This is a genomic window from Pseudalgibacter alginicilyticus (genome assembly GCF_001310225.1).
Lineage (GTDB): Bacteria > Bacteroidota > Bacteroidia > Flavobacteriales > Flavobacteriaceae > Pseudalgibacter > Pseudalgibacter alginicilyticus.
The window spans coordinates 1,963,970-1,977,823 of record NZ_CP012898.1 but is presented as its reverse complement, the minus strand read 5'-3'; the positions used below and the strand labels follow the sequence as shown (position 1 = coordinate 1,977,823).

The 13,854-nt window shown below is 31.7% G+C and carries 14 protein-coding genes; 11 read left to right on the top strand and 3 right to left on the bottom strand.

The genetic code is table 11. The features are described from left to right. Positions 1-239 precede the first annotated feature (239 nt). The 3 genes from APS56_RS08230 to APS56_RS08220 all read right to left on the bottom strand — a co-directional run bounded on the left by APS56_RS08230 (position 240) and on the right by APS56_RS08220 (position 3,250). Positions 240-986 carry a LytR/AlgR family response regulator transcription factor gene (locus APS56_RS08230; protein WP_054727070.1) on the bottom strand — a complete coding sequence of 249 codons (747 nt, stop codon included), beginning with the start codon at positions 984-986 and terminating at the stop codon, positions 240-242. A 1-nt stretch (position 987) separates the two neighbouring features. Then, positions 988-2,739: a tetratricopeptide repeat-containing sensor histidine kinase gene (locus APS56_RS08225; protein ID WP_082379298.1), complete on the bottom strand. Its 1,752-nt coding sequence runs from the start codon at positions 2,737-2,739 to the stop codon at positions 988-990. A gap of 79 nt (positions 2,740-2,818) precedes the next feature. Beyond that, positions 2,819-3,250: a hypothetical protein gene (locus APS56_RS08220; RefSeq protein WP_054727068.1), complete on the bottom strand. Its 432-nt coding sequence runs from the start codon at positions 3,248-3,250 to the stop codon at positions 2,819-2,821. Positions 3,251-3,531: 281 nt separating this feature from the next. Here APS56_RS08220 and APS56_RS08215 point away from each other — a divergent pair, with 281 nt between their 5' ends. From APS56_RS08215 to frr, 11 genes are all read left to right on the top strand, one after another. After that, on the top strand, positions 3,532-4,560 hold the full coding sequence (locus APS56_RS08215) for a rod shape-determining protein (protein WP_054727067.1): 1,029 nt from the start codon (positions 3,532-3,534) through the stop codon (positions 4,558-4,560). A gap of 11 nt (positions 4,561-4,571) precedes the next feature. Continuing rightward, positions 4,572-5,393, top strand: coding sequence for a rod shape-determining protein MreC (gene mreC / locus APS56_RS08210; RefSeq protein ID WP_054727065.1), 822 nt, complete (start codon positions 4,572-4,574; stop codon positions 5,391-5,393). Then, entirely contained in the window at positions 5,386-5,892 is a 507-nt protein-coding gene (mreD, locus tag APS56_RS08205; protein WP_054727063.1) for a rod shape-determining protein MreD, read from the top strand. The genes mreC and mreD overlap by 8 nt, the downstream gene beginning before the upstream one ends. Then, on the top strand, positions 5,889-7,829 hold the full coding sequence (gene mrdA, locus APS56_RS08200) for a penicillin-binding protein 2 (RefSeq protein WP_054727060.1): 1,941 nt from the start codon (positions 5,889-5,891) through the stop codon (positions 7,827-7,829). Before mreD ends, mrdA begins: the two co-directional genes overlap by 4 nt. Continuing rightward, positions 7,829-9,106 carry a rod shape-determining protein RodA gene (gene rodA, locus APS56_RS08195; protein ID WP_054727058.1) on the top strand — a complete coding sequence of 426 codons (1,278 nt, stop codon included), beginning with the start codon at positions 7,829-7,831 and terminating at the stop codon, positions 9,104-9,106. The genes mrdA and rodA overlap by 1 nt, the downstream gene beginning before the upstream one ends. 316 nt (positions 9,107-9,422) lie before the next feature. Then, positions 9,423-9,878, top strand: a complete 456-nt coding sequence (rplM, locus tag APS56_RS08190) for a 50S ribosomal protein L13 (protein WP_054731275.1) — start codon at positions 9,423-9,425, stop codon at positions 9,876-9,878. A 1-nt stretch (position 9,879) separates the two neighbouring features. Continuing rightward, positions 9,880-10,266, top strand: a complete 387-nt coding sequence (gene rpsI / locus APS56_RS08185) for a 30S ribosomal protein S9 (protein WP_054727056.1) — start codon at positions 9,880-9,882, stop codon at positions 10,264-10,266. Between the two features lie 189 nt (positions 10,267-10,455). Further along, positions 10,456-11,229, top strand: coding sequence for a 30S ribosomal protein S2 (gene rpsB / locus APS56_RS08180; protein ID WP_054727054.1), 774 nt, complete (start codon positions 10,456-10,458; stop codon positions 11,227-11,229). A gap of 85 nt (positions 11,230-11,314) precedes the next feature. Then, complete coding sequence (gene tsf, locus APS56_RS08175; RefSeq protein WP_054727052.1) at positions 11,315-12,289, top strand: translation elongation factor Ts; 975 nt, start codon at positions 11,315-11,317, stop codon at positions 12,287-12,289. 196 nt (positions 12,290-12,485) lie between these two features. After that, a complete protein-coding gene (gene pyrH, locus APS56_RS08170; RefSeq protein WP_054731273.1) occupies positions 12,486-13,193 on the top strand; it encodes a UMP kinase in 708 nt (235 codons plus the stop codon). 49 nt (positions 13,194-13,242) lie between these two features. Next, entirely contained in the window at positions 13,243-13,800 is a 558-nt protein-coding gene (gene frr, locus APS56_RS08165) for a ribosome recycling factor (protein WP_054727050.1), read from the top strand. The last annotated feature ends 54 nt before the right edge of the window (positions 13,801-13,854 follow it).

Genomic DNA, 13,854 nt, shown 5'->3' with positions numbered 1-13,854 from the left:
TTTGTCGTTTTATATCCTAAATCCATTTTCTTGTTTTTTTTATTTTGAATGTTGTTTTTAGAATGCATACTTTTCTATTAAAGCGTTTTTATTCTTTTATAAAACTACTTTTAAAGCATTGAATATTTTAATGAATACCCATAAAGCGAAGTTTTTTATCCATAAAAACGGATATAGATGGTATAAAATAATTTCAAAAGAATTAAATTATGAATGAAAACAAAAGTGGAGTGGTAGAATTATTTAAGAGTGCGTATTTTCTTTGTGAAATCTTTATAAGTTTCGCTTAACGTTGCTTTATGATCCCCAGAAAGTATAATAAGGTTGTCTGCAGGGATGATTTCTGTTATTTTTTCAGTGTTCACAATGTAGTTTCTGTGAGTTCTGCAAAAACATGAAGCATCTAATAATTTCAGGATTTTTGTAAGCGATATTAGAATGACGAATTTTTCGTTTTCAGTAATGATATTACAATACTTTTCTTCTACTTCTATATAAATAATATCTTTTACAAGTACTTTTTTTAAGGATTTGCCTTTTTTTATAAACAAGTATTCGTTACTTATAATGGTATTTTCTTCCTCACTTAAAAACACATCAGGTTGGGCATAAAATTTTTCTACAGCTATTTCTAAAGCGTATAAAATTTCTAACTCATTAAACGGTTTCATTAAATAGCTAAATGGCTGTGTTAATTTTGCTCGTTCAAATATTTTTCTGTCTGTAGAACTGGTTAAAAAAACAAATGGTTTTGAAGTGTTTGGGTTCATACTTATGGTTTCTGCAAAAGAAATACCATCAGGGTTGCCATTTAAAAAAATATCTAAAATAACAATATCAACCGAGTTGTTGTAAAATAAATCTAATGCATTTTTAAAAGTTGTAGCAACACCAGTGATATTATAATTATTAGTTTGAAGTACTTTTTTTAGTGCATTACTTTCTGCTAAAGTATCTTCAACTATTAGTACATTAACATTGTCCATTTTACATTGTTTTGGGTAAATATATAATCATTTTTGTACCTTGATTTAACGTACTTTCTATTGATAATTTTCCTTTATTTTTTGCTATCATTGATTTGCATAATTGCAAGCCTAATCCGGTTCCAATAATATTACTATCATTTTTTTTAGAAAGAAAAATAGCTTCTTTAAGTAGTTCTAAACGGGTAGTCTCGTTCATGCCTATTCCTGTGTCTTCAATAATTAACTTATAGAATTCAGCGTTCGTATTTTGTGTGTAAATTTTAATTTTCCCATTGGAATTTGAAAATTTTATAGCATTATCTAATAAGTTTCTTAAAATGATTTTTAAAGATTCCTGGTCAGCAAAAACAACATCGTTTTTTAAAACGTTGTTTTCAAATGTTATATTATTTTCTATCATTATAGGTTTATAATTGTAGGCTACTTGCTCAATAATAAAAAATAGGCGTAAAGATGTAATTTCGAAATATGATTGCTTTGTTTGTAGCAATGCCCAATGTAATAGATTATCTAATAAATTATAGGCTCCATTAACGATTGCGCTGTTGTTTTGTAGTAATATGCTTAATGCATTTAAGTTTTTGGATTCTAAATTCTCCAGTAACTTAGTGTTGCTTGTCTTTAATGCATTTACGGAAGAACGCAAATCATGACTTACAATAGAAAAAAGTTTGTCTTTTGTGGCATTCAAGTTATCTAAATTTTCTTTTTGAGCAATAATTATTTTATTGGTTTTTATCTTTTCTTTGTAAAAGTATAGCGATACACCTAACAGTATTAATAAGGTTAATACTGAATACAGTAATCCATTTCTCTCTATGGCTTTGGCTTTGTTTTCTGCTTGTAACAAAATAACTTCCTTTTGTTTTTCTTTTATTGCAAACTGTTTTTCAAGCTGAGCAACTTCCCAGATTTTATTCTGATCGTTCAAAGAGTCCTTCCATTTTTCAGACTCTTTTCTATATTGGAGTGCTTTTTTATAATTATTGCGATTTTCTTCAACTACAGCCATATTAAATGCCCCAAATTCTTTTGATTCTAAGTCGTTAATTTTTTTAGAAATGTTGTAAGCTTTTTCAAAATAAGAAATGGCTAAATCGTCTTTGTACTGCTCGTAGTACAGATTGGCAATGTTGCCATATGCTTTAATTAATCCTATGGAATCCTTTTTCTGTTCTACTAATTTTACATAGGCAATCAAGTATGGCTCTGCAGCTTCAAATTCTCCTAAATGATGGTGGCACAGACCTAAATTCTCGTAAACGATACTTTTTTTTATGTATTTGTATTGGTTGTCAGGTAAATTTATTAATTTTTCGTAGTAAGTAATTGCTTTTTTAAATTGGTAAAGTTCTAAATTTACCTGTCCTAAACGAAGGATTACTAAGTTGTAAAAATTGCAGTTTGCATTTATTTTTAAAAACTCATTTTGAGCTTCTTCATATAATTTTTTTTCTCTAAAGCTAAAGCCTCTAAAATAATGGGCATAATCTTTTAAATCACTATCCTTAGTGGTATTTAAATGTTTCATGGAAGCTACCAATGTAGAATCCCAATTTTTTTCAATGAAAAATTGTACAGCATCTCTGAAATAGGTGTGTGATGTGTTTTTGTTTAATTTTTCTTTTATTTCAAGGTGAAATAACTCGTTTTTTATCTGCTCTTGAGATAAAAGTAGAGAATTAGAAAACAAGGATATTAAAATTAATAACAACTTAATTTTAATATTTGTAATCAAATTAATTTTCATGAGCACAAATATATCCAAAAAATCCCACAAGCTTTTAGACATAAGGATTTTGTTTTTCTATTTGGCTAAGTAAAATTTGTTACACTTTAGTTTTTGTGCCTCTAGAGCTAACAGGGTCTTTATCCCAAAGGAATGTTTGTATCTGTTCTAAATCTTTTGGAGGGTTTTCAACAACAAAGTCAACTCTATAGGCGTTAAAAATTTGATTGCTTTTTTCTGGTGCATCATAAATAATAAAAAAATCTAATTGTGTTTCGCCTTCATCAGAAATTACAGATTCTTGATTTACTCCAGAAAAGTTTGGTTCTTCAGAAGAAGCAATAAATATAACAGCACTAATTTGTAAATTACTATCAGAGCTATAGCTAGCTTGTACTAATGGAGAAAAAGGTTTGATACTTTCTGAATTGAATGCAAAATTAATCTGAGCATCTAATTTTTGAAAGGCAATATTATTTTTTTTAATTGGTTGTCCTGGCGGGGTTGTAATACTTAAAATTGTTGTGTTCATTGGTATGTGGGGTTTAAATTATCTTTTTCAGTTTTTTTAATACAATCAAATATTATAAAAAAATTCGATAAAAAGCAAAATAATCAGTTAAAATGTAGTTATATTTGGGTTTTATTTAGTTGTTGAATTACTAAAATTAATGCTGTTTACTACTTATTAGAAGCAAAAAAAAATTATTTTGTTAACTATCAATAATAAACATCTTTTTTTCAGTAGTTTTATTACTTTTACAATCCGAAACCTAAAGGCATTTTAATAACTTCATTAATAATAGATAATACATGGGCTTTTTCGACTTCCTAACCGAAGAAATTGCAATAGATTTAGGTACTGCAAATACTCTTATAATTCATAATGATAAAGTGGTAGTTGACGCTCCTTCCATAGTGGCACGAGATAGAATTTCAGGTAAAATTACAGCTGTAGGTCAAGAAGCCAGTTTAATGCAAGGTAAAACGCATGAGAATATAAAAACAATCCGTCCATTAAAAGATGGTGTGATTGCAGATTTTGATGCTTCGGAGCAGATGATAAGTATGTTTATTAAAAATATACCTGCTTTAAAAAAGCGATTTTTTACTCCTGCGTTGCGTATGGTAGTTTGTATTCCTTCTGGTATTACTGAGGTAGAAATGCGTGCGGTAAAAGAATCTTGTGAACGTGTTAATGGTAAAGAGGTTTATTTGATTCATGAACCTATGGCGGCAGCTATTGGTATTGGAGTAGATATTATGCAACCTAAAGGAAATATGGTGGTGGACATAGGTGGTGGGACTACTGAAATTGCTGTTATTGCATTGGGTGGTATTGTTTGTGACAAATCCGTTAAAATTGCGGGAGATGTTTTTACAAATGATATTGTTTACTACATGAGAACACAACACAATTTGTATGTTGGAGAACGCACCTCTGAAAAAATAAAAATTCAAATAGGTGCAGCTACTGAAGATTTGGAATTACCTCCAGAAGACATGAGTGTTCAAGGACGTGATTTGCTTACAGGTAAACCAAAACAGGTCCAAATTTCTTATCGAGAAATAGCCAAGGCACTTGATAAATCTATTTTGCGTATTGAAGATGCGGTTATGGAAACCTTATCACAAACACCTCCTGAATTAGCGGCCGATATTTATAATACGGGTATATATTTAGCAGGTGGAGGTTCTATGTTACGGGGGTTGGATAAACGTTTGTCTCAAAAAACAGATCTTCCAGTTTATATTGCAGAAGATCCTTTGCGTGCCGTAGTAAGAGGTACAGGTATTACACTTAAAAGTTTAGCTAAATACAAAAGTGTATTGATAAAATAGATTGAAAAAACATGCAACAGATTATTAATTTTATAATAAGAAACAAAGTTTTTTTGTTGTTCTTGTTGCTTTTTTCTTTATCGCTTTTCTTTACTATTCAAACACATTCTTTTCATAAAAGTAAGTTTGTAAATTCGGCTAATTTTTTAACTGGAGGCATTTATAACTCGATAAATAATATTAATAGTTATTTTAGTTTAAAAAAACAAAATACGATCTTATCAGAAGAAAATAATAGATTAAAAGCGATTGTTTCTAATATTGAAATTAAAACTGATTCAACTTTTAAAGACGGATTTGTAATAGATAGTACGTACCAATTTACAGCTGCCAATGTTTTAAAAAATAGTTATTCGTTGTCTAATAATGTGTTGCTGCTCGATAAAGGGAAAAAGGATAGTATTAACGAAGATTTTGGTGTAGTTTCATCAAAAGGAATTATTGGGATTGTTGATAATACAAGTAATCGGTTTTCAACAGTAATTTCCATATTAAATACAACTAGTAAAATAAGTGCACAATTAAAAAAAACAAATCATTATGGGTCATTGGTATGGAATAGTAAATCGCCAGAGTTTGTTCAATTAATTGATGTAGCTAAAATTGCTCCAGTAAAAGTAGGAGATACTATTGTTACTTCTGGTCGTTCGTCTATTTTCCCAAAAGGTATTTTAATTGGAACAGTTCATGATTTTCATTTAGATATAGCTGAAAATTTCTATGAAATTAACATTAAGCTTTTTAATGACATGACAAGTTTAGAACACGTTTATATTATTGAAAATAAGGATATCTCAGAAATTACCAACTTGTTAAATGCTGCTAATGAATAGTGTTATAGCAACAAATAGCATGCGTTTTATTGTGCTTGTTTTTGTTCAAGCCCTTGTTTGCAATCATATTAATTTTTTAGGGGATATTAATCCGTATATTTATATTCTCTTTATTGTCCTCTTTCCAGTTAAAAACAATCGTTTATTATTTGTTTTTTTAGGTTTTCTATTAGGGTTGTCGGTTGATATGTTTTTAGATACAGGGGGTATTCATGCTGCAGCTTCAGTTACTTTGGCTTATGCGAGACCACTGCTTTTAAAGTTTAGTTTTGGTACCGTTTATGAATATCAAAGTATTAAATTTGATATGGTAGATTTTGGTTCAAAACTCACCTATATTGTATTAATAACTCTACTACATCATTTGATTCTTTTTTCTTTAGAAATATTTAGCATTTCGAAAATACTTTTAATACTTCAAAAAACGTTATTTTCAAGTATTTTTACTATTTTATTATGCGTTTTGCTAACCATTATTTTTAGTCGAAAAACTAAATGAGACATTTTTTACTTCTATTAACAATTATTTTTGTTGGACTTACTTTTATAGCAAGGTTGTTTTATCTACAAGTATATAAAGATAATAGCCAGAGTTTATTTGAAGATAACGCTATTAGAAAAGTATTTGATTACCCTAAAAGAGGTTTTGTATATGACAGGAATGGTAAACTTTTGGTGTCCAACCAGCCATCTTATGATGTTATGGTCATTCCAAGAGAGGTAAAACCTTTTGATACGTTAGAGTTTTGTGCCTTATTAAAAATGGATAAAGAAAGACTATTAAAAGCCATTCAAAAAGCACGAAATTATTCTCCCAGGTTACCATCTGTTTTAGTCCCCCATATGTCTAAAGGAGACTATGCCGTACTGCAAGAAAAAATGCGGAAATTTGAGGGTTTTTATATTCAAAAACGTTCCTTAAGGCATTATGAAACCACTATTGGGGCTAATGTTTTGGGTGATATTGGTGAAGTAAATAATGCTGTTATACAAAGAGAACCTTATTATAAAATGGGGGATCTTATTGGTAAGCAAGGGGTTGAGGCTTCTTATGAAAATATACTTCGAGGTGTTAAAGGTATTAAGTTTATTCAAAAAGATCGTTTTAATAGAGATATTGGTCCTTATAAAGATGGGGTGTTTGATACCATCCCAGAACAAGGAAAAGATATTACAATAACTATAGACGCTAAATTGCAGGAATATGGAGAATTGCTTATGCAAAATAAACGTGGTGGTATTATTGCTATTGAGCCTAGTAGTGGTGAAATACTAACTATGGTGTCTGCACCATCCTACAACCCTAATTTATTAGTAGGTAGAGAGCGATCTAAAAATTTCACAAAACTATATAATGATACCATTGCAAAACCACTATTTGACAGAGGTCTGAAAGCACAATATCCCCCTGGTTCACCGTTTAAAGTAATAAATGCACTAATTGGTTTGCAAGAAGGTATTGTATCTGAAAATGAGCGATTTATTTGTAGAATGGGCTATTATTTAGGTAATAGAAGATTAACGGGGTGTCACCATCATGCAAGCCCTGTGGATATGAATGCGGGTATAGCGCAGTCATGTAACGCCTATTTTGCAAATGTGTATCGCCGTATTATTGATAAATATAAAGACCCTTCAGAAGGAATGGATGTTTGGAGTAATCATGTAAAGAGTTTTGGGTTAGGAAATTATTTAGGCTATGATTTAAAAATAGGTAATAAAGGTCGCGTTCCAGATGGTGATTTTTATGATAGATGGTATGGTAAAAACAGATGGGTGTCCACCTATAATATTTCAAATTCAATTGGTCAGGGGGAGGTGGAAGCAACACCTATTCAATTGGCAAATATGGTAGCTGCTATTGGAAACAGAGGGTACTTTTATACACCACATATTATAAAAAAAATAGAGAATGATACTATTCCTAGTAAGTATACAACAGCTAAGCATACTACAATAGATAAGCAGCATTTTGAACCCATTGTGCAAGGTATGTTTGATGTTTATAATAAAGGAACAGCAGCATCCCTTCAAGTGAAAGGAATTGAAATCTGTGGGAAAACAGGTACTGCTGAAAATTTTATGAAAATAGATAGTGTAACAACCCAATTAACAGATCACTCTATTTTTGTAGCGTTTGCGCCTAAAGATAATCCAAAAATAGCCTTGGCTGTATTTGTGGAAAACGGGTATTGGGGAAGCCGGTTTGCAGGAAAAATAGCCAGTTTAATTATTGAAAAATATTTAAAAGGACATATCACTAGAACCGATTTGGAGGATTGGATTTTAAGACATAGTTTAGAAGACGAATATTTAAAACCGTATTCAGGAGAATCCTTTAAAATTAATGGAGAAACATACCCAACTGTTGTAGAGGATGCAGAGTACAGGTTGCTTAAAGAACATTTGCAGGCTATTTCAAATTCAAATAATTAATGGTTAGAGAAACGAATAAGTATTTTAAATTTGATTGGATTACCATCATTCTTTTTCTATTATTAGTGGGTTTTGGGTGGTTAAATATTCTGTCAGCATCTCACACAGGAGATACTGTAGATTATTTTGATTTTTCGCAATCTTACGGTAAGCAGCTCATGTTTATTTTTCTAACATTTGGTTTGATAGTTTTAATTTTATCTATTGAAGCAAAGTTTTATGAACGGTTCTCTAGTGTTATTTATATCATTTCCATGTTATCTTTGGTTGGGCTATTTTTATTTGGAAAAAATGTAAATGGAGCAACTTCTTGGTATGCAATTGGCGGTATGACTTTGCAACCTAGTGAATTTGCAAAAGCAGCAACAGCTTTGGCGGTAGCTAAATATGTAAGCGATTTAAATACTAATATTCATGATTTTAAAGATCAGTTAAAAATTTTTGTAATAATAGCGCTTCCGGCCTTGTTGGTACTGTTGCAAAATGATACAGGAAGTACAGTTGTGTATGCAGCTTTTGTGTTTGTTTTATATAGAGAAGGCTTGCCTCAAATATATTTAATTTTAGGTGCTTTATTAGTGTTTTTGGCTGTTTTTTCGTTGAAGTTTGGGGCACTTATTACATCTGTTTTGGTGGTCTTTTTGGTTGGGGTTTATCATCTGGTTTCCAAAAAGAAACCACATGTTTTGCAATCTGCATTTGCTTTAGTGGTTGCAATAGCCATGTCGTTTGGAATAAAATTCTTTTATCAGAGTATATTAAAGCCACATCAGCAGGATAGAATAAGTTTATGGTTGCGTTTAGAAACGGATCCTGATAAATTAGAACGGATGAAACAGACTTTTGCCTATAATTTAAATGAGTCAGAAAAAGCCATTGGTTCAGGAGGATTAACTGGTAGAGGTTTTATGGAAGGAACCAGAACCACAGGGAAGTTTGTGCCTGAGCAACATACCGATTATATTTTTAGTACGGTAGGTGAAGAATGGGGGTTTGTTGGAAGTTCGTTTGTGGTGATTCTTTTTGTATTGCTTTTAATTAGAATTATACATTTGGCAGAACTACAAAAATCTCAATTCAGTAGAGTGTATGGTTACGGTGTAGCCTCTATTATTTTTATGCATTTTATGATTAATATAGGTATGGTTATGGGGCTCATTCCTACAATAGGAATTCCTTTACCTATGTTTAGCTATGGAGGGTCTGGACTATGGGCATTTACTATGCTGCTTTTTATATTCATAAAATTAGATTCTAATAGAATTAATGAATGGTAGCTCTATTTTATAACAAAACATTTGTGCGAAAAAGCATAGTTTTTAAAAAAATTGAGTTAAAAAAATGATTTTAGACCTAATAATTAGCGATGGCTATTCTGTAAATACACTTTACAAACATTACTTAATTATAAAGTATCATTTCAGGTTGTTTCATATCGAATAAATTTTCACTAGTAAACTTCTCAAACCCTTAGTTTTCATTACATTTTAAATAGTCAATAAAAAAGCGATTCACTATTTGGTAATCAAATATTTAATCGTAAATTTGCAAACTCTTTTTGAGAGAGGAATGTTTAATAAAAAATATAATAACGTGGACACATTAAGCTACAAAACCATTTCAGCTAATAAAGCTACTGTAGATAAGCAGTGGGTTTTAGTTGATGCAGATGGTCAAACTTTGGGTCGTTTAGCTTCTAAAGTTGCAAAACTATTAAGAGGTAAACATAAGCCTAGCTTCACACCACATGTTGATTGCGGCGATAACGTAATTGTTATCAACTCAGAAAAAATCAACTTAACTGGAAACAAGTGGAATGATAAAACTTACATTCGTCACACAGGATATCCAGGTGGTCAAAGAAGTTTAACTGCTACAGAATTGTTTGGGAAGGACCCAGCAAGAGTAGTAGAAAAATCAGTAAAAGGAATGCTCCCTAAAAACAAATTAGGTGCAGATTTATTCCGTAACCTAACAGTTGTTGTTGGAACAGAGCACGCTCATGCAGCTCAAAAACCAAAAGCAATTAACCTAGAAGAATTTAAATAAAATGGAAGTAATTCACAAAATTGGCCGTAGAAAGACGGCTGTTGCTCGTGCTTATGTTTCTCCAGGAACAGGAAACATTACGATTAATAAAAAAGACTTAGCTAATTACTTTACTACCGCTACCTTACAGTACAAAGTAAAGCAACCTTTAGTTATGACTAACAATGACGGCAACTTTGATATTACAGTAAATGTATATGGAGGTGGTATTACCGGTCAAGCAGAAGCTGTTCGTTTAGCCCTTTCTCGTGCTATGTGCGAGGTTGATGCTGAAAACAGATTAACACTTAAACCAGAAGGTTTACTAACTAGAGATCCAAGAATGGTAGAGCGTAAGAAATTCGGTCAGAAGAAAGCGCGTAAGAAATTCCAGTTCTCTAAACGTTAATATTATCCTCAACATGATTGGATATCTATTTTTTAGTTATCTCAATCTTGTTGGAATTAAAAACAAAAAAATAAACAGTTATTGTTGTCCTAGCCTAAAAGCAGGATTTAGTTTAGCATCTAAATGAAGCCAAGAGCCAAAAGCCAAATGGAACATTGCTAATTCAACAGAACGTAAACTATTACAAAAATGGCAGTAGAAGTAAAAGAATTACTTGAAGCAGGTGTACACTTTGGACACCTTACACGTAAGTGGGACCCAAACATGGCTCCTTACGTATATATGGAACGTAACGGTATTCATATTATAAACCTATACAAAACAGCAGCTAAAATCGACGAAGCAGGAGAGGCTTTAGCAAAAATTGCTAACTCTGGTCGTAAAATTTTATTTGTAGCAACAAAAAAACAGGCGAAGGATATCGTTGCAGAAAAAGCAGGCGCTATTAACATGCCTTATATCACAGAAAGATGGCCAGGTGGTATGTTAACTAACTTTGTTACTATTAGAAAAGCAGTTAAAAAAATGGCGTCTATTGATAGAATGAAGAAAGATGGAACGTTTTTAACTTTATCGAAAAAAGAACGTTTACAAGTTGATCGTTTAAGAGCTAAGTTAGAGAAAAACTTAGGGTCTATTGTTGATATGACTCGTTTACCAGGTGCGTTATTTGTTGTAGATATTAAGCGTGAGCATATTGCGATTAAAGAAGCTCAAAAATTAAACATTCCAATATTTGCAATGGTTGATACCAACTCAGATCCACGTCAAGTTGATTATGTAATTCCTGCAAATGATGATGCTTCTAAATCAATCGATAAAATTTTATCTCATGTAACATCTGCAATAGCAGGAGGTTTAGCTGAGCGTAAAGCAGATAAAGATGCTTCTAATGATGCTGAAAAAGCACCTAAAGCTAAAGCTGCTCCTAAGGCTAAAGTTACCGCAGACGAAGAAGAATAAATAACATTAACAAAACATTACAAAGTCGTTTGATTCTTTTCTTTGCTGAAATAAATTAAACGACTTTTTTTAAATACTAAAAGATATGGAATCTACAGTAAAAATTACAGCAGCAGAAGTAAATAAATTAAGACAAGCAACTGGTGCAGGAATGATGGATTGTAAAAAAGCACTAGTTGAAGCTGGTGGTGATTTTGATAAAGCTATTGATGTTTTACGTAAAAAAGGACAAAAAGTAGCAGAAAAAAGAGCCGATAGAGATTCTTCTGAAGGTGCTGCTATCGCAAAAATTAATGCAGACCAAACAGAAGGAGTTGCTATTGTTTTAGGTTGTGAAACTGATTTTGTTGGTAAAAATGAGAATTTTGTAACCTTAGCTAATGAATTAGCTGATCTTGCTTTAAATTTTGATACAAAAGAAGCATTCTTAGCAGCTGATTTTGGAGGTATGACAGTCGCTGATAAACTAACTGAGCAAACAGGTGTTATTGGTGAAAAATTAGACATTACTGCTTTTGAAAAATTACAAGCACCCTATGTTGGAGCTTATGTACATATTAATAAAATTGCAGCTTTAGTTGGGTTGTCTGCTAAAGTAGATAATGCTGAAACATTAGTTAAAGATGTAGCTATGCAAGTAGCTTCTATGGGAGCAACCACATTGTCTTATAAAGATTTTGATCCTGAATTTGTTGCTTCAGAAACAGAGGCTAGAATAGCTGTTATTGAAAAAGATAATATTGAATTAGGTCGCTTAGGTAAAACGCTTAAAAATGTACCTAAATTTATTTCAATGGCACAATTAACTCCTGAAGCTTTAGCACAGGCAGAAGAGGATGCAAAAGCAGAATTGAAAGCAGAAGGTAAACCAGAGCAAATTTGGGATAGAATTTTGCCAGGAAAAATGGAACGTTTTATTTCTGATAACACTACGCTTGATCAAGAGAAATGTTTATTAGATCAAAACTTCATTAAAGATGAAAAAATAAATGTGGCTAAATATGTTGCCTCTTACGGTGATGTTGAAATTACAGGATTCAAAAGAGCTACAGTAGGATAATAAAATCCTGCAAAGCAGAAATTTTAAAAGTAAAAACAACATATTTTCATTTTCAATGAAAATTATAAACGAAACCACTATTCTAAATGAGAGTAGTGGTTTTTTTATGCAAAAAATCAGTTAGAGCAATTTAAGATATTGTTTATATTTGCACAATCTTGTTTCCATATTGATGGAAATGTCATCAACAATATTTATGAAATATAAAAGAATACTACTAAAATTATCTGGTGAAGCTTTAATGGGTTCTCGCCAATATGGAATCGATCCAGAACGTTTGGCGGAATATGCAGAGGATATTAAAGTTATAACTGACAAAGGTGTAGAAGTAGCAATAGTTATTGGGGGAGGAAATATTTTTAGAGGTCTTTCTGGAGCCAGTAACGGCATGGATCGTGTGCAAGGGGATCATATGGGGATGCTTGCAACCGTTATTAATGGTTTAGCATTGCAAAGTGCTTTGGAAGACTCAGGGGTGCCAACACGTTTGCAATCTGCTGTTCATATTAATCAAGTGGCAGAGCCTTTTATTCGCCGTAAAGCTATGCGTCATCTTGAAAAGGGACGTGTGGTTATTTTTGGTGGTGGTACAGGAAATCCATATTTTACTACAGATTCTGCTGCTGTTTTAAGAGCGATTGAAATTGAGGCTGATGTTATATTAAAAGGAACACGAGTAGATGGAATTTATAATGTTGATCCAGAAAAAGATAGTAAGGCAATAAAGTTTAACACTTTATCTTTTGAAGAAGTTTTAAGTAAAGGTTTAAAAGTTATGGATACTACGGCTTTTACTTTAAGTCAAGAAAATGAATTGCCTATTATTGTTTTTGATATGAACAAAAAAGGAAATTTATTTAGAGTGGTTTCTGGAGAAAAAATAGGTACTGAGGTTAACATATAGTAATTGGCGTAATTTTTGCTTATTTTTAGTTATTAAAAAAGTTTATAAAATGAACGAAGACATACAATTTATATTAGATTCAACAAAAGAAGCAATGAGCAATGCTATCAAGCATCTCGAAAAACAATTTGTTAACATACGAGCAGGGAAAGCAAGTCCAGCTATGCTTGGAAGTGTCATGGTGAATTACTACGGAGCTCAAACTCCATTAAGTCAAGTAGCCAATGTAAATACGCCAGATGGAAGAACCATAACCGTTCAACCTTGGGAAAAAAATATGTTGCAGGAAATAGAGAAGGGCATTATGGTTGCTAATTTAGGTTTTAATCCTATGAATAATGGTGATACGATTATTATTAATGTACCACCTTTAACAGAGGAGCGCAGACGTGATTTAGCAAAGCAAGCCAAAGCGGAAGCAGAGGATGCTAAGGTAAGTATTAGAACAGCTCGGAAAGATGCAAATAACGATATTAAAAAGAATGATGATGTTTCTGAAGACCTTAAAAAGAATGCAGAAATTGATGTACAACAAATGACAGATAAATACGTTAAAAAGGTTGATGAACTTTACGAGGTAAAAGAAAAGGAAATCATGACAGTATAATTTTAAAAGCGGCACTTCAGTCGCTTTTTTAATAAAACCCTTTAGCTACGTTAT